Annotated in this window: 21 protein-coding genes; 11 read left to right on the top strand and 10 right to left on the bottom strand. The window is 36.5% G+C overall.

Translation table 11 applies throughout. The annotated features are described in order from the left end of the window. Positions 1-131 precede the first annotated feature (131 nt). From B045_RS0105700 to B045_RS0105690, 3 genes are read left to right on the top strand one after another with little or no spacing between them, the layout of a single operon-like run. On the top strand, positions 132-971 hold the full coding sequence (locus B045_RS0105700; protein WP_018463316.1) for an outer membrane protein assembly factor BamD: 840 nt from the start codon (positions 132-134) through the stop codon (positions 969-971). A gap of 8 nt (positions 972-979) precedes the next feature. Further along, positions 980-1,318 (top strand): DNA-directed RNA polymerase subunit omega, encoded by a 339-nt coding sequence (locus tag B045_RS0105695; RefSeq protein ID WP_018463315.1) that lies wholly within the window; start codon positions 980-982, stop codon positions 1,316-1,318. Continuing rightward, on the top strand, positions 1,318-1,779 hold the full coding sequence (locus B045_RS0105690) for a DUF4293 domain-containing protein (protein ID WP_018463314.1): 462 nt from the start codon (positions 1,318-1,320) through the stop codon (positions 1,777-1,779). The genes B045_RS0105695 and B045_RS0105690 overlap by 1 nt, the downstream gene beginning before the upstream one ends. A gap of 607 nt (positions 1,780-2,386) precedes the next feature. Here the strand turns inward: B045_RS0105690 and nifJ are convergent. From nifJ to B045_RS15510, 7 genes are all read right to left on the bottom strand, one after another. Continuing rightward, positions 2,387-5,959: a pyruvate:ferredoxin (flavodoxin) oxidoreductase gene (gene nifJ, locus B045_RS0105685; protein WP_018463313.1), complete on the bottom strand. Its 3,573-nt coding sequence runs from the start codon at positions 5,957-5,959 to the stop codon at positions 2,387-2,389. 68 nt (positions 5,960-6,027) lie between these two features. Beyond that, positions 6,028-7,215, bottom strand: coding sequence for an ATP-binding protein (locus tag B045_RS0105680; protein ID WP_018463312.1), 1,188 nt, complete (start codon positions 7,213-7,215; stop codon positions 6,028-6,030). Positions 7,216-7,314: 99 nt separating this feature from the next. Next, positions 7,315-7,884: a phosphoribosylglycinamide formyltransferase gene (gene purN, locus B045_RS0105675; protein ID WP_018463311.1), complete on the bottom strand. Its 570-nt coding sequence runs from the start codon at positions 7,882-7,884 to the stop codon at positions 7,315-7,317. Between the two features lie 38 nt (positions 7,885-7,922). Next, a complete protein-coding gene (locus B045_RS0105670; RefSeq protein ID WP_018463310.1) occupies positions 7,923-8,336 on the bottom strand; it encodes an RNA-binding S4 domain-containing protein in 414 nt (137 codons plus the stop codon). A gap of 4 nt (positions 8,337-8,340) precedes the next feature. Next, complete coding sequence (gene pth / locus B045_RS0105665; RefSeq protein WP_018463309.1) at positions 8,341-8,913, bottom strand: aminoacyl-tRNA hydrolase; 573 nt, start codon at positions 8,911-8,913, stop codon at positions 8,341-8,343. A gap of 6 nt (positions 8,914-8,919) precedes the next feature. Further along, complete coding sequence (locus B045_RS0105660) at positions 8,920-9,531, bottom strand: 50S ribosomal protein L25/general stress protein Ctc (protein WP_018463308.1); 612 nt, start codon at positions 9,529-9,531, stop codon at positions 8,920-8,922. Between the two features lie 31 nt (positions 9,532-9,562). Continuing rightward, positions 9,563-9,712, bottom strand: a complete 150-nt coding sequence (locus B045_RS15510; RefSeq protein ID WP_018463307.1) for a hypothetical protein — start codon at positions 9,710-9,712, stop codon at positions 9,563-9,565. Positions 9,713-9,753: 41 nt separating this feature from the next. Here B045_RS15510 and nusB point away from each other — a divergent pair, with 41 nt between their 5' ends. From nusB to B045_RS15430, 5 genes are read left to right on the top strand one after another with little or no spacing between them, the layout of a single operon-like run. Further along, positions 9,754-10,698: a transcription antitermination factor NusB gene (nusB, locus tag B045_RS0105650; RefSeq protein ID WP_025883158.1), complete on the top strand. Its 945-nt coding sequence runs from the start codon at positions 9,754-9,756 to the stop codon at positions 10,696-10,698. Between the two features lie 24 nt (positions 10,699-10,722). After that, a complete protein-coding gene (yajC, locus tag B045_RS0105645) occupies positions 10,723-11,040 on the top strand; it encodes a preprotein translocase subunit YajC (protein ID WP_018463305.1) in 318 nt (105 codons plus the stop codon). Next, the gene (locus tag B045_RS0105640) at positions 11,033-12,013 is read left to right on the top strand and encodes a CdaR family protein (protein ID WP_026234351.1); all 981 of its coding nucleotides are present in this window, start codon (positions 11,033-11,035) and stop codon (positions 12,011-12,013) included. Before yajC ends, B045_RS0105640 begins: the two co-directional genes overlap by 8 nt. Before the next feature lie 13 nt (positions 12,014-12,026). Beyond that, a complete protein-coding gene (gene coaE / locus B045_RS15435; RefSeq protein WP_018463303.1) occupies positions 12,027-12,599 on the top strand; it encodes a dephospho-CoA kinase in 573 nt (190 codons plus the stop codon). Between the two features lie 26 nt (positions 12,600-12,625). Beyond that, complete coding sequence (locus B045_RS15430) at positions 12,626-13,069, top strand: DUF5606 family protein (RefSeq protein ID WP_018463302.1); 444 nt, start codon at positions 12,626-12,628, stop codon at positions 13,067-13,069. Between the two features lie 52 nt (positions 13,070-13,121). Here B045_RS15430 and uvrA read toward each other — a convergent pair whose 3' ends face one another. Together uvrA and B045_RS0105620 are read right to left on the bottom strand one after the other, a co-directional pair. Continuing rightward, positions 13,122-15,959: an excinuclease ABC subunit UvrA gene (gene uvrA, locus B045_RS0105625; RefSeq protein ID WP_018463301.1), complete on the bottom strand. Its 2,838-nt coding sequence runs from the start codon at positions 15,957-15,959 to the stop codon at positions 13,122-13,124. Positions 15,960-15,985: 26 nt separating this feature from the next. After that, complete coding sequence (locus tag B045_RS0105620; RefSeq protein ID WP_018463300.1) at positions 15,986-16,684, bottom strand: gliding motility-associated C-terminal domain-containing protein; 699 nt, start codon at positions 16,682-16,684, stop codon at positions 15,986-15,988. A 108-nt stretch (positions 16,685-16,792) separates the two neighbouring features. On the opposite strand from B045_RS0105620, the gene B045_RS0105615 reads away from it, so the two are divergent. From B045_RS0105615 to B045_RS0105605, 3 genes are read left to right on the top strand one after another with little or no spacing between them, the layout of a single operon-like run. Beyond that, positions 16,793-17,944, top strand: coding sequence for a hypothetical protein (locus B045_RS0105615; protein ID WP_018463299.1), 1,152 nt, complete (start codon positions 16,793-16,795; stop codon positions 17,942-17,944). Between the two features lie 37 nt (positions 17,945-17,981). Further along, positions 17,982-18,752, top strand: a complete 771-nt coding sequence (locus tag B045_RS0105610) for a porin family protein (RefSeq protein WP_025883154.1) — start codon at positions 17,982-17,984, stop codon at positions 18,750-18,752. A 7-nt stretch (positions 18,753-18,759) separates the two neighbouring features. Beyond that, entirely contained in the window at positions 18,760-20,268 is a 1,509-nt protein-coding gene (locus B045_RS0105605; RefSeq protein WP_018463297.1) for a peptide MFS transporter, read from the top strand. 815 nt (positions 20,269-21,083) lie between these two features. Here the strand turns inward: B045_RS0105605 and B045_RS0105600 are convergent. Next, a complete protein-coding gene (locus B045_RS0105600) occupies positions 21,084-22,397 on the bottom strand; it encodes an MFS transporter (protein WP_018463296.1) in 1,314 nt (437 codons plus the stop codon). Positions 22,398-22,402: the final 5 nt, after the last annotated feature.

The raw sequence follows: 22,402 nt of genomic DNA, 5'->3' as shown, positions 1-22,402 counted from the left end.
TATGTAAACTGCAAAAATACTAAATTATCAGCTAATATGAGTTATAAAGACTAATAATTTGCGAAAAAGTGTATTATTTACTTTGTAAATCAGGGAAAAGTAAGTAACTTTGCATCTCAATATATTTAAATATGAAGAAATATAGTCTATTCCCAATATGCCTAGCGATGCTTTTTTCAAGTTGCGCTGGTGAATTCAATAAGGTTTATAAGACTGATGATTATCAGTATAAATACGAGTACGCTAAAGAATGTTATGCAAATGGTAAGTACGCACGTGCTATAACGTTGCTTACAGATCTTATTACAATAGAGAAGGGAACAGACAATGCCCAGGAAAGTCTTTATATGTTAGCTATGGCTGAGTATAATAGTATGGACTATGAAGGGGCAGCCCAAGCTTTCAAGCGATATTATCAGTCTTATCCAAAAGGATATTTGGCAGAGATGTCACATTATTATGAAGGACTTAGCTTGTACATGAGTACTCCTGAACCACGTCTTGATCAATCTATGACTATTTCTGCTATTTCTGCTTTTCAGACATATTTAGATTTATATCCTGATGCAAAGCAAAAAGATTCTGCTCAAAAGAAATTGTTTGAGTTGCAAGATAAGTTGGTTTTGAAGGAACTTTATTCTGCAAGACTATATTATAACCTTGGTTCTTATTTCGGTAATTGCACTGATGGTGGAAACAACTATGAGGCTTGCGTTATAACTAGCCAGAATGCTCTTAAGGATTATCCTTATACAAGTATGCGTGAAGACTTTTCTGTTTTAATCATGAAGAGTAAGTTTGAACTTGCAGAACAGAGTATTGACGAGAAACGCCTTGACAGATACCAGGATGCTGAGGATGAGTGTTATGGTTTCCTTAATGAATTTCCAGATTCAAAGGATAAGAATGTAGCTCAAAAATTTATTGAGAAATGCAAGAAATATACTGGAGAAAATAATAACGATAAATAAACAAATAAATGGATTACAAGAAATCAAAAGCACCAGTGAACACAGTCACTCGTAACATTATGGATTTATGTGACGAAACTGGTAATATTTATGAGAGTGTAGCTATCATAGCTAAACGCGCAAATCAAATCTCTGTTGAAATCAAACAGGAACTTAACAAAAAATTGGCAGAGTTCGCTTCTTACAATGATTCTCTTGAGGAAGTGTTTGAAAATCGTGAGCAAATTGAGATTTCACGTTATTATGAGAAACTTCCTAAGCCAATCTTGTTGGCTACTCAGGAATTTGTAGACGGTAACATTTATTGGCGTGATCCTGCAAAGGATACTGTTAATAACGAGAACTAATGATACAGCGTAGACAGACTTTATTTCTGCTTGTAGCTCTTATTCTCACTATTGTATGTCTTTCTTTGCCGGTTGCTGTGTTTGAACCAACTGGAATGGGTGTAAATACAGAGGTATATAATTTGTGGATAAAGAACGGAAGTGGTGCATTAGATTTTAAGGTGTGTCCTCTGTTTGTGATTCTTTTACTTACTTGTCCTATTAACTTATGGTCAATATTCAAGTTTCACGACAGAAAGTTTCAGGCTTGTCTCTGTGTTATTAATATATTGTTGATACTTTTGTGGTATGTGGCATATATGTATTTCACAATGTTAGGTGGTCTTGCATTTGAAAATCAAACTTTGCACTTCGCATTTGCGGCTTGTCTGCCATTTATATCACTAGTTTTATATATTATGGCACGTCATTCGATAATTGCAGATGAAAAGCTCGTTAGGGCTGCTGATAGAATTAGATAGTTATACACACAACATAGAAGCGCTGGAGTTACTTTAACTCCAGCGCTTTTTTTTATTTAGCTACGTAGAGTTAAGTAACTCTTGAATCTTTTTGTATATAGGAGCTTACGTAAATAAAATATGGAATCTTAGTTACGTTGAGTTATGTTCGAGCTATGTCTCCGACTGCCGTTTTAAACATAAAACGGAAAAATAATTTAGTTTATAGCTGATTTTATAAAGTGAGACATTACTTTGATACTATATAAATAAGTCTTATAAATTGCTAGTAGCAATGTGGTGCCACTTAGACGTTTACTTTTTCGAAAAAACTATGTAGGAATATTTGAAAATATGCTGATATAATAATATGTTATTTGTGTTTCTACGATATGAAGTCTTCTTTTCTTCGATCAAAAGTTTTCATTTCTATGATATAAAGTTTGTATTATATCGATGAAACGTTTGTAGAAAGTCTTGAATTACTACTTGATGTAAATAAAATTTATTTAGTGGTATTGTAACTTGTTGATTATAAATAACCTATAATCATTATGTTGCTAAAAAAATAAAAGGGCTGATACAAAATAGTACCAGCCCTTTGGAATATTTAGTTTAAAACTATTTTTTAGTCAATAGCCTCGCTCCAGTCTTCCTTGCTCTTTCTTACATAGCTCTGATAACGGCGTTTTGCCATCTTTTCAGCCTGAGCGAACAATTCATCAGCCTCGTTAGGATAAGCCTTCTGGACACTCATGTAGCGAACCTCACCAAGTAGGAAGTCGCGGAAGTTAGCCCAGTTAGGTTCCTTGCTATCCAAGATGAATGGATTCTTTCCTTCTTCAGCCAATTGTGGATTAAAGCGCCACAAGTGCCAGTAACCGCATTCAACAGCGAGTTCTTCCTCACGTTGTGAACGTCCCATACCACCACGCTTCAAACCGTGATTGATACATGGAGAGTAAGCAATGATTAATGATGGACCTGGATAAGCTTCAGCTTCACGTATAGCCTTCAATGTTTGAGCATTGTCTGCACCCATTGCAATCTGAGCTACATATACGTAACCATAAGTTGCCTGCATAAGACCAAGGTCTTTCTTGCAAATACGCTTACCCTGAGCAGCGAACTGTGCGATAGCACCTAGTGGAGTAGACTTAGAACTCTGACCACCAGTGTTAGAGTAAACCTCTGTATCAAGAACAAGGATGTTTACATCTTCACCAGAAGCAAGAACGTGGTCGAGACCACCGTAACCGATATCATAAGAAGCACCGTCACCACCGATAATCCACTGTGAACGCTTAACCAAGTAATGATCAAGAGTCTTTAGCTCAGAGCAGATTTCGCAACCAGCCTCAGCACCCTTGGCAATAAGAGGCTTAAGTTCAGCGGCAGCAACCTTAGAACCATCAGCATCATCCTTAGCTTCAATCCACTTTTCAGCAGCAGCCTTGAACTCTTCTGTAGCTCCATTTGCTATGGCGTCGTTAAGTAACTTAACAATGCGCTCTTTCATCTTCTTGTTACCCAAAGTCATACCAAGACCGAATTCGCAGAAGTCCTCGAACAAAGAGTTGTCGAATGCAGGACCCTGGCCTTCAGCATTTGTTGTATATGGAGTAGCTGGAATAGAAGCTGAGTAGATAGATGAACAACCTGTAGCGTTGGCAATCATCTCGCGGTCACCGTAAAGTTGAGAAACCAACTTAACATAAGGAGTCTCACCACAACCAGAGCAAGCACCAGAGAATTCAAACAAAGGTTGAGCGAACTGTGAGTTCTTTGCACTCTGCTTGATATCAACAAGATTCTGCTTAGATGTAACATTCTTAACAAGGTATTCCCAGTTCTTAGCTTCCTTAATCATTTCTGGTTTATCGATGTTGAATGGAATCATGGTCAATGCCTTTTCGCCCTTCTTACCAGGACAAACATCTGAACAGTTACTACATCCAAGACAGTCAAGAACAGAAACTTCTATACGGAACTGCATTCCAACAAGAGACTTAGGAGCCTTGATTTCAAGAGTTGTTCCATCGAAACCCTTAGCTTCATTCTCATCAAGAACGAATGGACGTATAGCAGCGTGAGGACATGAATATGCACACTTGTTACACTGGATACAGTTTTCTGAATTCCATACAGGAACGAAAGCCTCTACACCACGCTTTTCAAATGCAGCAGAACCATTCTGCCATGTACCGTCAACAGTATCATGCTTAACAAAGTCAGAAACCTTAAGAAGGTCACCGCTCTGTCCGTTGATAGGACGAACAAGTTCTTTGATGAATGCAGGTGCATTATCTTCCTTAGCTGAATCGTCAGCGAGGTTAGCCCATGCTGGATCAACAGCAAGTTCCTTATATTCGTTTCCGTGTTCAACAGCACCGAAGTTCTTGTCAACAACATCCTGACCCTTCTTAGAGTAAGACTTAACAATAAATGCCTTCATCTGCTCAACAGCAAGATCCAAAGGAATAACCTCTGTAATGCGGAAGAATGCGCTCTGAAGAATAGTGTTTGTACGGTTGCCAAGACCAATTTCTTGTGCAATCTTTGTTGCGTTGATATAATATACAGTGATATTGTGCTTTGCGAAGTATGCCTTAACCTTATTAGGGATAAAGTTTACAAGTTCCTCACCCTCGAAGATAGTATTCAACAAGAATGTACCGTTGTCACGAAGACCGCGAGTAACGTCATACATATGAAGGTAAGCCTGAACGTGGCAAGCTACAAAGTTAGGAGTGTTTACCTGATAAGTAGAGTGGATAGGCTCATCACCGAAACGAAGGTGAGAACATGTGAAACCACCAGACTTCTTAGAGTCGTAGCTGAAATATGCCTGACAGTACTTATTGGTGTTGTTGCCAATAATCTGAACAGAGTTCTTGTTAGCGCCTACAGTACCATCAGCACCAAGTCCGTAGAACTTAGCCTCGAACAATGTGTCACCACCCATTGGAATTTCTTCCTCTTCTGGAAGAGAAGTGAATGTAACGTCATCAACGATACCTACAGTAAAGTGATTCTTTGGCTCTGGCAATTCAAGGTTCTTGAATACAGCAATAATCTTAGCTGGTGTAGTATCGCTAGAACCAAGACCGTAGCGACCGCCAACGATAAGAGGCTTACGCTCGTCGTTGTATAGTGCACTCTTAACGTCAAGATACAATGGTTCACCTTCAGCTCCAGGCTCCTTAGTACGGTCAAGAACAGCAATGCGCTTAACTGTAGCAGGAAGAGTCTTCTTAAGGAAGTCAACAGAGAATGGACGATACAAATGAACAGATACCATACCAACTTTCTTTCCCTGCTTTACAAGGAAGTCGATAGCTTCGCGAGCTGCTTCTGTAGCAGATCCCATTAATATGATAACATCCTCTGCATCCTTTGCTCCATAATAGTTGAACAAGTGATACTCACGACCTGTGATAGAAGAGATCTTACCAAGGTAATCCTCAACAACAGCAGGAACTCTATCATAATATTCGTTGCTTGCCTCACGATGTGTGAAGAATGTCTCTGGATTCTCTGCAGTACCGCGTGTTACAGGGCGCTCTGGAGACAAAGCTCGATCGCGGAAACGCTTGATGTCCTCTGGATCAACAAGACCTCTGATTGATTCCTGGTCAATCTCTTCAATCTTATGATACTCATGAGATGTACGGAAACCGTCGAAGAAGTTGATGAAAGGAATACTAGTCTTTAATGTTGCAAGATGTGGTACGGCTGTAAGGTCCATAACCTCCTGAACAGAACCTGAACAGAACATTGCGAAACCAGTCTGGCGACATGCCATTACATCCTGATGATCACCAAAAATACAAAGTGAGTGTGATGCCAATGTACGAGCAGATACATCGAATACGCAAGGGAGAAGTTCTCCTGCAATCTTATACATATTAGGGATCATCAAAAGAAGACCCTGAGATGCTGTAAATGTTGTAGTCAGTGCACCAGCCTGAAGAGAACCGTGAACTGCACCAGCAGCACCGCCCTCAGACTCCATCTCTTGAACTGAAACAGTCTGTCCCATAAGGTTCTTGCGACCTTTGGCAGCCCATTCATCTACATGCTCCGCCATAGGTGAAGACGGAGTGATAGGGTAGATGGCAGCTACCTCAGTAAACATATAGCTTACATGAGCCGCAGCTGTGTTACCATCACATGTGATAAATTTTTTTTCTTTAGCCATTTTATATTTGATAAAATTATTAATAAATGTTTTATATATCTATTCTCAATTTAAGTTCTTATAGAATTTCAATATATGAATCCCAGCAACCAAAGTGGTATTCTGTTTTCTTTTCCCACTTCTGTATTGTATCTAGCGTATATGGTATCGGGGTTACATCTTTGTTTATGCTCGCTTTGAGCATCTGAGATCTTGAATTTGATGTTGCCGTCAACCATGAAGAAATGGTCTTTGGATGCTTGGTTTACTTTATGGTCTTTCCATAATGAATTTACAAAAAAAGTTTCCATAACATCCTGATCATTTATTTGAATCGGATAGATAGCATACATAAGATTAGTATTATGCATCATCACCTTGCTAGGTTTTTTGGGAAACTCCTGTCCGATTGGATATATTATGTTTATCAAGCGTGCGTCTGCTAGATATTTGATGTAGTTCATCACAGTAGCGCGACTTGTTTCTATTTCGTGTGCAAGATTACTTATGTTTGGAGCTTTCGGACCTTCAACTGCCAGTAAGTAAAAAAGCTTTTTAATTTTCGTGAGATATTTTAAGTCTATTTGCTTAATAAGAAGAATATCTACTTCAGTCATCATATTCATTGTCTTGAGCAGATTTTCAGAAAAGTTGCGTTGTTCAAGAAAGAATGGATAGAAACCATGATGAATGTAATCATGAAAATATTTCAAAGGACTAACTTTAGGAAGAATATCCTTAATTAAGTGTTCGTGGTTTTGTAGGATTTCGTCTAGTGTATATGGACGGAAATCGTTTCCGGTTTGCAAATTCAAAAATTCACGGAAAGAAAATCCTCTTAAATTATAGCTTTTTACGATGCCGTTTAGTTCTGGATTTTCTTCTTTTAGACGCATTACACTACTACCCGTAAATACAATTTTCAAGTTAGGAAAGTTGTCGTAACACTTACGTAATTCTTTGCTCCAGTTAGGTTGCTTGAAAACTTGATCAATAAGTAACACCTTTCCTCCTTGTGCGGCAAAATCACCAGCAAACTCAGCAATGCCTTTTCCTTGGAAATAGAAGTTGTTCATGTTGATATATAAGCAACGGCGATCATTAGGACCGAACTTCTCTTTGGCATATTGCAGTAGGAAAGTACTTTTCCCAACACCTCTCGTTCCCTTAATGCCAATCATACGATCATTCCAATCAATCTCGTCCATCAGGGTTCGACGTACTGGCGCATCTGTATGCTCAACAAGATAAGCGTGTGTGCTAAAGAAAGCTTCCATATATTTAATAAGTTTGTTTTATTTAATCCAATGCAAAGATAATACTTATTTCCATATTTGCAAACTCTAGTTTGCAAAAAGTTTTCTTTTTTTCATAATTTAGCAGATGGAGAGTATTTTTTCAATGTCTCTTGGAAAATACTCAATTTCAAGTTTATGTTCTTTTTCGGCTATATCCGCTACCGTGTCTTTTTCTGTTATTGGTGTAGAATGCTGAAATATTATTTCGCCACCGTCGATTTCTTTAGTTACCCAATGTACCGTCATTCCTGTTTCTTTCTCTTTGGCAGTTTTGACTGCTGCGTGCACATGAATACCATACATTCCCGGACCTCCGAATTTCGGTAATAGGGCTGGGTGAATATTGATTATTCGCTTATTGAAATGATTAATAAGAAAATCTGGGATGAAAAGAAGGAAACCTGAAAGAATAATAAAATCAATGTCGTTTTCCTTTAGAATAGGCATAAGAATGTTTTCATCGTTAAAATCTTTTTTAGGAACTACAACGGTATTGATGCCTAGTCTTTGTGAATTTTCAACGACAGGTGCAGTAGACTTGTTGGAAAGAACAAGCTTTATGTCGGCAATATCAGAATCTGCGAAATAATTAATGATATTTTCGCAGTTTGTTCCATTGCCTGAGGCGAAGATTGCTAAATGTTTCATTTCGTTATTATGCTAATAAATGCAGTTCGCAAAGTCGTTTAATCATCATCGTCTTCATCTTCAAATCCGAACATAACAGGGTCTGCAAAAGAGTCTAATGCTCTACGGTCTTTCTTAGTTGGTCTGCCTGTACCTCTTGATCTGTCAATGAAACCGCTTATTCTGCTCATTTCCAATAATTCGTATTGTTTTGCATCTGTAACATTTTTATATATATCAGGTAGTAGTTTTGCCCCGACGCGCTGTTCTATGCATTTCAATACCTTAAAGGAATAAGTTATTGGCGACTTTTTTACACTTACAGTTTCCCCAACTTTTATAGTGTGACTAGGTTTGACATTTATGCCATTGATAGTCACACGTCCATTTTTACATGCATCGGCAGCAAGAGAACGCGTTTTGAAAACTCTCGTTGCCCAAAGCCATTTATCTATTCTTGCTACTTCTGCCATAAAATTATTTCTTTCCTAGTTTGTTAAACTGATTCATTGTGATGTCAATACCAGCAAGTGCAAAACTCTTTATTATCTCGCATGCGTTATCAATGCTTGGCTGCAACACTTTCATGTCATCTTCACTATAGTGCCCAAGAACCCAGTCTATCTGTCCGCCTTTTGGATATTCATTACCAATGCCCATTCTTAATCGGGCATAGTTCTGACCAATAAGCTGCTGGATATTTCCAAGTCCGTTGTGTCCACCATTGCTTCCGCTGCTCTTTAATCTGAAAGCACCTAACGGTAATGCAACATCATCACTTATGACAAGGAGTCTGCTTTGATCGATATTCTCTTTGTTAAGCCAATATCTCACAGCATTTCCACTAAGGTTCATAAATGTAGTTGGCTTTAGTAATATAATCTTTCGACCTTTTATACATGTTTCAGCCACAAAACCGTAGCGCTTGTCTTCAAAACAAATATTGGACGCTTTTGCAAAAGCGTCCAATATCATAAATCCTGTATTGTGTCGAGTACCCTGATATTCATCACCAGGGTTGCCCAAACCACAAATTAAATATTTGTCCATACTTGATTATTCAGCAGCGGCTGCAGCATCTTCATCAGTGCTTGCCTGCTGTGCCTGACGTGTCATCTTGATAGAACATACGATTACGCTCTTACTTGTAGCAATCTCAAGACCTTCGTATGAAAGTTCACCAACCTTGATGCTCTTACCAATCTTCAATGCTGTTACATCTACATCAAGATGCTCTGGAATCTGCTGATAAGGAGCTGTGATGTTAATTTTACGTACAGTAAGGTTCATACGACCACCATCACGAACACCCTGTGCAAGACCAACAAGCTTAACAGGAACACCCATTGTGATAGGTTTTTGATCGTTAACCTCGAAGAAGTCTACGTGAAGAGGAGCATCTGTTACTGGATGGAACTGAATTTCCTTAAGGATTGCTGTGTGGTGCTCACCATCGATGTTAATATCAACAACGTAGATGTGAGGAGTGTAAATAATTTTACGAAGTTCACTAAGTGGAGCTGCGAAAGCTAAAGCCTCAGGAACACCGTTAGCGTCTTTCTTCTCACCATAAATATTACAAGGAATCATTCCCTGCTTACGAATTTCTTTAGAAGCTTTCTTACCAAGGTCTGCACGCTTCTGACCTGTCACACTAATCTCTTTCATAATTGTGTTACTCTAAATTAAATATTGTTTATTAATTCGCCATCACCACGGGAATATCTCCCGGAAAAAGCGCTGCAAAGTTACGCCTTTTTTGTTTATCGTCCAAATTAATTTCTGTTTTTATCGAAATAACCTTGCTTTTTCTTGCATATTCAGTTGAAAAGCTATATTTTTGCAGCATAAAAAATATTATTGTATATAGGAAAACAACAAATTAAGAGAATGATCAATCGCGAACTTATAAGAATTAAGGTAGTTCAGTTAACCTACGCATACTATCAAAATGGTAATAAGAATATTGATACGGCAGAGAAAGAACTCTTTTTCAGTCTTTCAAAGGCTTATGATTTATATAATTATCTGCTTTTGCTGATAGTTGATATTACTAGAGAGGAGCGTCATAGGATAGAAATTGCTACTCAACGTGCTCAGCGAGAAGGTACAGAGGTACCGTCTCAAAAGTTTGTATATAACAAATTCGCAGTACAACTGGAAGAAAACAAAATGTTGAATGAATTTGTTGAAAGTCAGAAGTTGACTTGGGCAGATGATCTTGAATTTGTACGTAAATTATGCAATCAGATAGAAAGCAGTGAAGATTATATTGAATATATGAAAACTGCAGAATCTGATTATGAGACAGACAGAGAATTATGGCGTAAACTATATAAATTGTTTATACTGAATAATCCAGATTTGGATTCATTATTAGAGGAAAAGAGTTTATATTGGAATGATGACAAGGAAGTTGTTGATACTTTCGTGTTGAAGACAATAAAGCGTTTTGAGACTGATAACAAGAATAAACAGGAACTCCTTCCTGAATATGATGATGAGGAAGATAAGGACTTTGCACGTAAGCTGTTCCGTGCTACAATTCTTAATGCTGACCAATATCAACATTATTTGAGTGATGCTAGCCGTAACTGGGATTTTAGTAGACTTGCATATATGGATGTTGTCATAATGCAGATTGCCATTGCTGAAATGCTTACTTTCCCTAATATTCCAGCAAGCGTAACAATAAATGAATATGTGGATTTGGCTAAATTGTATAGTACATCACGTAGTGGTGGATATATAAACGGTATGTTGGATTCAATAGCCCATTTCTTCGTAGATAATGGCATGATGATGAAAACATTAAGAAATAAAGAAAGTAAATAATATATTAACTAAAAGAGTTTGTTTATGAATACAATGCTATTGGCTGCTCAGGCAGCACAGGGTGGTGGCATGGGCATGATTGTCATGATGGTTGCTATCCTTGTTATCTTCTGGTTGTTCATGGTTCGTCCTCAGCAGAAGAAACAAAAAGAAATACGTAAGTTCCAGAATTCTCTTCAAGAGGGATCTAAGGTTATCACTGGTGGTGGTATATATGGTACTGTTAAGCGTATTAACATGGAAGATGAATCTGTTGACGTAGAAATAGCAAAAGGTGTTGTTATTACAGTGAACAGAAGTTATGTATTCGCTAACGCATCATCTCAGATGCATAATGCATAATATAGTAAAAATATATAAATTTGTCAGAAGCTTCCTTTTTTCTTCAATGAATAGGGAGTTTCTGATTTTTTTGTTTTTTCTCGGTCTGAGTGGAACTTTCTGGCTTCTAATGGCATTGAATGAAACTTACGAGGAAGAACTAGCAATACCTGTACGACTTTATAATGTGCCAAACAATGTTGTTGTTACTCAACCTTGTACAGATACTGTATATGTAACAGTCAGGGATAAGGGATTTACTCTTGTTACATATTTATATACTGATAGGATTACACCTATTTCGGTAGATTTCAATTCGTATGCAGATAGTGATACTGGTAAAGGCGATGTTCCTTTATCTGATATTCAGAAAATGATCTTGCAAAGGCTTTATGGATCTTCAAAGATAACTTCTATTAAGCCTCATTCATTGTCATTCTTCTTTAATTATGGCCAATCAAAGCGAGTACCAATTCGTCTTTCTGGTAATGTAAATCCTGGTAAAAGTTATTATATCTCTCGCATAAAGTTCTGGCCTTCAACTGTTACGATTTATGCCAATAAGGCATTGTTAGACAGTGTTAAGTATGTATATACCGATGCATTATATTTAAATAATGTTGAGGATACTGTTATGCGACGGGTTCCACTTCGTCCAATTAATGGTGTCAAAATAGTTCCTTCTATTGTTAAGATTGGATTTTATGTTGATATCTTAACTGAAGAAAGTGTTGAGGTGCCTATCGTTGCCGTGAATATGCCTGAAGGCAAAGTATTACGTACATTCCCTTCAAAGATTAACGTAAAGTTTACTGTTGGATCAAGCATGTTTAGAAAAGTAAAACCGGATCAATTTCTGGTTGTCGTGGATTATAATGATATTTTGGCTCATCCTTCAGACAAGTGTATTCTAAGATTGCGACAGCACTCGCCTGATGTTACGATGGCTCGATTGGAGATGAAACAAGTTGATTATCTTATAGAACAACAATAGAAGTTTCAATATAGTGACAGATAATCGTAAGATAGCCATAACTGGTGGCATAGGTGTTGGAAAGAGTTATGTTTGTTCTCTTTTGAAAATTCGTGGCATACATGTATATGATTGTGACGCTGCGGCTAAAAGGCTTATTGCTCAAAATAAGAGTCTTCAAGCTAAATTAAATATACTTTTAGGTAAGGATGTTTATGTAAATGGTATCTTTAATAAGCAGGCTTTAGCTCAATTCCTATTGGAAAGCGATGCTAATAGAATTGCTGTAAATGATATCATACATCCCGCTGTTGCTGAAGATTTTATATGCAGTGGATATAACTGGTTGGAGAGTGCGATTCTTTTTGACAGTGGATTCAACAAGAAAATATCCTTTGATAAAATCATTTGTGTAACAGCTCCGAATGAAGTTCGTATCTCAAGAATAATGCAGCGTGATAATATTTCACGTGATAAAGCTTTAGAATGGATAAGCAAACAGTTGACGCAGGATGAAGTTTTAAGTATGTCTGATTTTGAAATCATCAATGATGGTGTAGCAGATATTGAAGAACAATTAGATAGAGTATTATCAATAATTAAATAATTTATAACAATAAATCATTAAACAAAATGGAAACAATTCTTTCAATCTCAGGAAAGCCAGGACTTTACAAACTGGTTTCTCGTGGTAAAATGAATCTTATAGTTGAAACATTAGACGAAAGTCATAAGCGTATTCCTGCATTTGCAGCAGATCGTGTAACAAGTCTAGGTGATATAGCTATGTACACTGATGCAGAAGATGTACCATTGTGGAAGGTACTTGATAATTTGAATAAAAAAGAAGCTGGTAAGGAGTCTTCTTTTAATTATAAGAAATCAAGCAGTAAGGAACTTCGTGATTATTTCGCAGAAGTGTTGCCTAACTTTGATCAAGATCGTGTTCACGATAGTGATATAAAAAAGTTGATTCAATGGTATAATATCCTAATCAAGGCTGGTATAACTAACTTTGAGGAAACAATGGCACCAACACAGGGTGACAATGTTGATGATCGCAAGGAAGCAGAATAAAAGTAATTATAAAAATCCCCAGAATATATTTGTATTCCAGGGATTTTTGTTTTTATTTATGTTTATTTTCAAGTACTTGTTTAAGGAACTTTGGAGTATACCCTTTGTTACTTTTGATAATATCTTCAGGTGTTCCTGTTGCTAGAATGGTTCCTCCGTTTCTACCACCTTCTGGACCGACATCAATAATATAGTCTGCAAGTTTTATAACATCCATATTATGTTCTATGATGATTACCGTGTTTCCTCTGTCTGTGAGCTTTTGAAGTACATCCATAAGTATTCTTATGTCCTCAAAATGAAGTCCTGTGGTTGGTTCGTCAAGAATGTATAGAGTCTTGCCTGTATCCTTCTTTGCAAGTTCTGTGGCAAGTTTCACACGTTGGCTTTCGCCTCCTGAAAGGGTAGTGGAACTTTGACCTAGTTTTATATATCCTAATCCTACATCTTGTAGAGTTTTTATTTTAGGCAATATGCTAGGTACGTTCTCAAAGAAATCAACAGCCTGATTAATAGTCATGTCAAGGACATCTGCAATTGATTTTCCTTTGAATCTTACTTCAAGAGTTTCTCTATTATATCTTTTACCATGACAAACCTCACAAGGTATCATTACATCAGGAAGAAAGTTCATTTCTATAGTCTTGTATCCATTTCCTCCACATGCCTCACATCTGCCGCCTTTTACATTAAAAGAGAATCTTCCAGGTTTATAACCTCTTATCATAGCTTCAGGAAGGTTCACGAATAAACTTCTAATTTCACTGAATACGCCTGTGTATGTTGCCGGATTGCTTCTTGGAGTCCTTCCAATAGGGCTTTGATCTACATTTACAATTTTGTCTATATTATCAATACCGCTGATTTTATCATATTTCATCGGCTTCTTCAGAGATCTGTAGAAATGATGAGATAGGATAGGCTGCAAAGTCTCATTTACAAGAGTTGACTTGCCTGATCCTGATACACCCGAAACTACGATAAGTTTGCCAAGTGGGAACTCTACATCAACGTTTTTAAGATTATTTCCCCTTGCGCCATATATCTTTATGCTCTTTCCATTGCCTTTTCTCCTTATCTTAGGAATTTCAATCTGTCGCTCGCCGTTTAGATAGTCTGCCGTTATGGTATGTTTCTTCAACATTTCTTCAGGAGTTCCTTGAAATACGACTTCACCACCTTTTCTTCCGGCTTCAGGTCCTATATCAATAATCCAGTCAGCTGCACGCATCATATCTTCGTCATGTTCAACAACAATGACAGTATTTCCAAGGTCACGGAGTTCCTTAAGAGATTTTATCAGGCGGTCGTTATCTCGTTGGTGCAAACCGATACTTGGCTCGTCGAGTATGTAAAGTACGTTGATTAACTGGCTACCTATTTGAGTAGCAAGTCTTATTCTTTGGCTTTCACCTCCAGACAGAGTTGCGCTTTGCCTGTTTAGTGATAGATAGTCAAGTCCAACTTCTAATAAAAATGACACGCGTGTCTTGATTTCCTTTACAATTTCTTTTGCTATTCTTTTCTGCTGAGGTTCAAGATGTTCTTCAACATTATCAAGCCAGTCATTTAGATCATTGATATCCATGCTGGCAACTTCTGTGATGTTCTTATCCCAAATCTTATATGAAAGAGCCTCTTTGTTTAATCTTTGTCCTTTACATTCTGGGCATTCTGTTGTTGCAAGAAATTGGTCTGCCCATTTCTTGCCAGATGTAGAATCATCGTTCTCAATAACAGTTTGAAGATATTTTATAATACCGTCAAAATTTACGAAATAGTCAGATGTTGTATGTACTAAGCTTTTGTCAATCTTTACATTTTCAAGACTACCATATAAAATTTCATCTACAGCTTCCTGCGGAATGTCTTTAAAAGGAGTTTTGATATTGCAATCATATTTGTGCAAGATAGAATCTATCTGCCAAAATATCATTTGGTTTTTGTATTTACCAAGCGGAATGATCGCACCGTCATGAATGTTTAATTTTGTGTCGGGAATAACTTTCTTTAGATCTATCTCATTGACATATCCTAACCCTTTACAATGAGGACATGCTCCTTCTGGAGAATTGAATGAGAATATATTTGGAGCTGGGTCTTTGTATGATATACCAGAAGTAGGACACATGAGTCTTTTAGAAAAGTATTTGACTTCATCTGTGTCTTTGTCCAATATCATGATTAGTCCATCGCCTTGTTTCATGGCTGTCTGAATACTCTTGGTGAGTCTTTCATGCGATACATCCTCAACCTTCATCTTGTCAATTACGACTTCAATGCTGTGGTTTTTGTATCTATCAGTTTTCATTCCACGTACAAGATCCTTTATCTCCCCATCAATTCTGATATACAGATAACCTTTTCTGCGCATACTTTCAAACAGTTCGCGATAGTGACCTTTACGGTTTCTTACTAATGGAGCAAGTATGAAAATTCTTTTATCAGAATAGTTATCGGTAATCATTTCAATTACCTTTTCTTCTGTGTACTTGACCATTTTCTCGCCAGTCACATAACTGTAGGCTGTGCCAGCACGTGCATATAGAAGTCTTAAGTAGTCATAAATTTCGGTCGTAGTACCAACGGTAGAACGTGGATTTTTATTTGTTGTCTTCTGTTCTATGCTGACAACAGGACTCAATCCTGTAATCTTGTCAACATCAGGTCTTTCCATGTTGCCAAGAAAATTGCGGGCATAAGCCGAGAACGTTTCTATATATCTTCTTTGTCCTTCAGCAAATATCGTATCGAAAGCAAGCGAAGACTTGCCTGAACCCGAAAGACCAGTGATGACAGTTAGTGAATTGCGGGGAATCTCTACGTCTACATTCTTAAGATTGTGGACTCTTGCTCCCCATACATTTATCTTTTTATCTTCTCTTTCCATAAAGAGTTAATACTATTAATTTCTTATTATTCGTTATTTGATGTGCCTGCTGATTCTGTATAGCCACGAAGAATATTAACATCTCGTTTGATGTTGTACTTCTTTCCGTCAGCACCAGTAGCTTTTACTAAAACAAAATATACGCCGTCTTTGACGTCTTTACCGTTGTATTTTCCGTCCCAACCATCATTTATATCATTCCATTCATATAGTTTTTGTCCCCATCGGTTAAATATATATGCATGAAAATCAATAATACTCTGATAGTTACTTTTTGCTTTATATATATCATTAATGCCATCTCCGTTTGGGGAAAAAGCATTAGGCATTTCTAGTCTACTTGTTGATAATGTGATAGTTAAAGGGTCTGATGTTATTTCTTTGACATTACTTCCATTAGTAAATTTGGCATAAAGAACAATTTTATGAGTGCCAGATTTTGTAAACGTATATTTTGTATCCTGTTCATATCTTACCAAATATGGAATAGTATCATTTTCTGTCATGAATCTCCACTCGTAATATGCTGTCCACCCATCAATATTCTCTGGCTGTGCATAAAAGGTAGTTGTTACTGGTGCAGAACCATTATAGTTTCCTGTTGTTTCTTTTCCCTCTGAATCTATAATTGTTACCGTTGGTGATACAATAGGAAAATTATCCGCCAAAGCAACTTTGACGGTAATAATGCATAATAGCAATATTATAGATATCTTAATTTTCATTCCCTATTATATATATTTGTGCAAAGTTACTAAAAAGATAACACATCAGATATGGTGTAATGACATATTTTTTGTATTTTTGCACTTGCAAGTTAAAATTTAAAGATTATGAGACATTTTTACAGAAATATACTACTTGTTGTCTTGTTGTTTTCAAGCAATATAATTTGGGCTGCCGATAATGTGATGGAGAGTCCTAAAAGTAAGAATTCTATATCTGTAGGTGTAATGCTACCACTGCATAATGTAGATGGCGACGGCCGCAGGATGATAGAGTATTATCGTGGTATTCTTATGGCATGTGATCAATTGAAGTCGGAAGGATTCCATATTGATGTTCATGCATGGAATGTGCCAGTTGATGCTGATATCAAGCAAATTTTATTGAATAATTACGCAAATAAATGTGAATTGATTTTCGGACCGCTTTATTCAAAACAAGTAAAGCCTCTTTCTGAATTTTGCAAGGCATATAATATTAAACTTGTAATTCCATTCTCAATAACAGGTAATGATGTTGCTAATAATCCGAATATATTTCAAGTATATCAGGATAATTTAAGTTTTAATACCTCTGCGATTAATTCCTATATAGAACGCTTCAGCGACAGTCATCCTGTGTTTATTGATTGTAATGATTCTACTAGTCGAAAGAGTAATTTTACATCAAACCTGCGAAAAGTGCTTGAGGCTAAAAGTATAGCATATAATATCACGAATATAAAGTCTTCTGATGAGTCTTTTGCTAAGGCGTTTAGTCGCAATAAACATAATGTTGTGATTCTAAATTCTGATCATTATAAGGAACTTAGTGCTGCGATAGCAAAACTTGACAAAATGTCATCACTTTATCCAGGATTTGTAATTAGTATGTTTGGTTATACAGAATGGCTGGTATATGCTAATTATGAGTTCAATAATTTCTGTAGATACGATACTTATATACCAACTGTGTTTTATCATAATCAATATTCTGCAGCTACAACATCATTGGAGAAAAATTACAGAGGGTGGTTTAATGTAGAAATGCAGCCAGCACAGCCTCGTTTTGCAATTACAGGTTATGATCATGCTCAGTTCTTCATAAGAGGCATCACTAAATTTGGAAACAAGTTTGTCGGAAGTAAATCACAAAATCTTTATTCTTCACTGCAAACTCCTTTGTGTTTTGAAAAATTAGGTAAAGGTGGTTATGTGAATACTAGTTTTATGCTGATACATTATCTGTATAATCATAGTATTGAAAGCCTTGCTTATTAATTAATAGAGAGTGATTTCCATGTATCATTGGTTAAATATGAAAACTAAACAAAAAATACTGTCAGGCGTATTCCTAATCCTATTTGGAGTCTTGCCTTCACATGCTCAGATAGGAGAGCACCGAGATGAATTCTCCATTGGTGTAAGTGGAGGATATGTTATGAGTAATGTGGCTTTCGTACCTAAAGTTAATCAAGGATATCATGGTGGAATTATCGGCGGTATATCTTTGCGCTATAAAAGTGAAAAGTATTTCAATACTATTTGCTCTATAGTGGGTGAGATAAACTATTCGCAGATAGGATGGAAAGAAAGTATTCTGGATACTAATAATCAACCTGTAATAAATGCAAAAACAGGATTGGCTGAAAAATACAGTCGAACATTGAACTATATTCAAGTTCCGGTTTTAGCACACTTAGCATGGGGAAAAGAATATAAGGGCATGCAATTCTTTGTGAATCTAGGACCTCAATTTGGCTATCTCGTAAGCGAGAGTACTGATATGAACTTTGAATTAAGCAGTCGTAACACCGCAGCACGAGTGAATCCTATAATTGCTCAAGATACTATGAAAGTCGAGAATAAGTTTGATTATGGAATAGCTGTCGGTGGTGGACTTGAATATAGTCATCCTAAAATTGGTCATATACTTCTAGAAGCTCGCTATTACTATGGCTTAGCTAATATATATGGTTCATCTAAACGTGATTATTTTTCAAAATCGAATATCGGAAATATAGTTATAAAGGCTACTTATCTATTTGATATTTCTAAAACCAAGAAGTCAATATTAAAATCTAAATAATAATATTATGTTTGAAAATCAACCAAAAGGGCTGTTTGCCCTTGCATTGGCTAATACCGGAGAACGATTCGGATATTATACCATGCTTGCTATCTTTGTTCTTTTCCTACAATCAAACTTTGGATGGGGTGAGGGACTTGCTGGAACAGTTTATTCAACTTTCCTTATGTTAGTATACTTTCTTCCAATAGTAGGTGGAGCTATGGCTGACAAAATTGGTTACGGTAAGTGTGTAACATTTGGAATTATAGTTATGTTTCTTGGGTATTTCTTATTGGCTATACCTGCAGGTGCAGGCGCATTGGGAATAACATTGATGTCTGGTGCATTGCTGATGATATGTATAGGAACAAGTTTGTTTAAGGGTAATCTTCAGGTGATGGTAGGTAATCTTTACGATGATGCAAAATATTCTGGTCAGCGTGATTCTGGTTTTTCAATATTCTATATGGCTATAAATATAGGTGCATTGTTTGCCCCTACAGCTGCATTGAAAATTATTGATTGGGCTGAAAAGTCTCTTGGTGCATCTGAGCAGACAGCATATCATTATGCTTTTGGAGTTGCTTGTGTTTCCCTCATTATATCAATAGCTATTTATTATGGTTTCCGTTGGACATTTGCTAATGTTGATAATAGTGTAGCGAAGAAAGATTCTTCTGTAGAAAACAATAAAGTTGAAACTGAAGAGGATGCAGCTGATACAAAATCTCGTCTTGTGGCTTTGTTCTTAGTATTTGCTGTGGTCGTTTTCTTCTGGATGGCTTTCCATCAGAATGGTCTTACTTTAACATACTTTGCACGTGACTTTGTAAAAACAAGTAGCACTGGTGTTGAAGGAATGATGTTTAATGTTACTAATCTCGTGGCTGTTATCTTTATTATCTATTCTTTATTCTCATTGTTTCAGAGTAAAAAAATGGGTGGTAAATTGATTTCTGCTTTGGTTATACTAGCATCTGTTGGTTATCTTTACTATGATTACACTCAATTACCAGTTAATGGTGTTCAAATTTCTGCACCAATCTTCCAGCAGTTCAATCCTAGCTTTGTTGTAGCATTGACTCCTATTAGCATGGCGTTGTTTGGTTGGCTTGCTTTAAAAGGTAAGGAACCTTCTGCTCCACGTAAAATAGGTTATGGTATGCTTGTTGCAGGTTTAGGATATGTTGTGATGATAATGGCATCAATCGGCTTGAGTTATAATCTTACAGATGCTCAGCGCGTTTCTCCAAACTGGTTGGTAAGCACATATTTGATACTTACATTTGCAGAGCTTTTGCTTTCTCCTATGGGTATATCTTTTGTAAGTAAGGTTGCTCCGGAGAAATATAAGGGTCTTATGATGGGATGTTGGTTTGGTGCTACAGCCATAGGTAACTTCCTTGTTCAGATACCAGCATACCTTTGGAAGGTAGTTCCATTGACATACGTATGGGGTGTTCTTGTAGCTTTATGTTTAGCTTCTTTCATTTTCATCTTTGCAGTTATGAAGAAGTTGGAAAAGGTTTGCTAACAAGATATTCTTAAATTTAAATATAGTCCCAATGATATAAAAATGTCATTGGGATTTTTTATGATAGCTATCCGCTAAACTTTTTATGAGCAAAATTTTTCATCTACCAGAAAAAGTTTTTTTAATGTCACTAATGTCATAATGTCACAAACCCTTTGTTTGTAAGGGATGAGCGAGTGACATGAAGTGACATAATCAGGCAAAAAGTGACAACAAACTCCAAATCACACCTGATTTTTGCGTTTTATTCGCAATTATGTTATCTACTTCATACATATTTGGGCTTATAAAGTTTTTCTAGAATATAAAACTACCTTTTTTAGCAAAAAATAAAATCACCTTTTTCGTTACGCCTTTGAGTGATATGGGCCTTATCACTCGGTAAAGCATATAATACAACAGAGTAATAAGGCCCTTATTACTCCGTTTAATGTATAACAATGGACAAACCTATACAAGCTAACATGTTGTATAGCAATACGTTTTATAAAAACATGTAGGAAACGGCATTAAAAAGTTCCAAAAAAGTTTTTAATTATTTAGTAGGTGGCTATATCGCTAGAGTAGAACCTAAGTGTTCATGACTATATATATCGTAATTTAAGATGTATAGAAATACTCTTCCTGAATACCAATATCATTCTGATCTGCCGCCGTATAAACAGCATAAACAATATGTATTCAAAAGAAAAATTTATGAAACCTTTAAAGTTCGCCAGACTTAATGCTGGAAATGTAGATGAGGTTTCCTCACATCGGAATGAAAACTCGTTAAATTATTGCTATTCTAAACTATTAGCGAATTGTAATAATCTTTATTTCTTGATCTTGCAAGCAACAATTGTTGCGAAAACAGCGAAGACCGTGAAAATTATTATTCCTGGTGTGTAGTTTATCTTTCCATTATAATTTGTAACAATATTCCCTACAGTCATTGGTACAAGCATTAATCCTAGATTCTGTATATAATAAATTATGCTATAAGCTGTACCAAGCTGTTTTAATGGTACAAGCTTTGGTACTGTTGGCCAAAGAACGCTAGGAACTAATGAAAAGGCAACTCCCATCATAATCATTATTATTATAGGCATCCATGCTGTGCCAGCTCCTATAGGTGAAAGAAGAAGCAATAATGATAATACTACGATAAGGCAACCTGTAACAAGAAGTCTTCTTGCATATCCATATTTATCGTTTATATATCCGAATAGCGGCGTAAGAATAATTGTACCATAAGGCAGAATAGATGTAATCCATCCGGCAGCTATTACATTCATGTCGTATTTCTCAACTATTATGTCTGTAGCAAACTTTAAAAAAGGTCTTATGCTACTATAAAAACTTACGCAGAGTAGGGCGATAAACCAGAAGTCTATATTCTTTAATAGTGTTATAATGGATTTTATGTTATAAGGTTCTTTATCTTCTTCAGCATTGATAATTTTTTCTTTTATTATTCCATCGAATTTCAAATTATATATGATAAATAAAATGAAACCTAATAAAAGCAGCACAGCACCAACTAACAATGATGCTTGAATACCTCCGAAATTTAAGGCAATAATAGGACTGAAACTGATAGCGCTAGCGGTTCCAAGTCTTGCTAGAGCAACTTGTATTCCCATCGCAGATGCTAGTTCATGTCCTGTAAACCATTTTGTAATAACTTTAGAAACCGTGATACCCGTGATGTCGCATCCGACCCCGAAGATACCGAATCCTAATGCTGCTATCAGTACCTGTAATTTTATATGCTGAGGAATCAGTCCGAATAAGGTTAGTTTTAAATCTGTATAGTCTAGTGCTGATATGTATTTTATGGCAATAAAGTTTATCAAGGCACCACAAAACATCATTCCCGTTGCGAGTATGCCAGTGAAACGAATCCCCATCTTATCAAGGATGATGCCACCAAAGAATAGCATGAAAAGAAATATGTTGAATATACTGTAGCTTCCTGCATAAAATCCATATTCTGCAGTTGTCCAATTCATGCCTCCTTTTTCCAAGGGAGATTTAAGGTCCGTAGTAAGTGGGGAAACAACATCCCAAAATACATATCCCATCATCATAATAATCGCTACGATTAACAGAACAGTCCATCTGGTGGTCTTGTTGTTTCCCCACATAATAT

The organism is Segatella paludivivens DSM 17968 = JCM 13650 (genome assembly GCF_000373185.1).
GTDB lineage: Bacteria > Bacteroidota > Bacteroidia > Bacteroidales > Bacteroidaceae > Prevotella > Prevotella paludivivens.
This window is presented reverse-complemented; position numbering and strand designations above follow the sequence as displayed.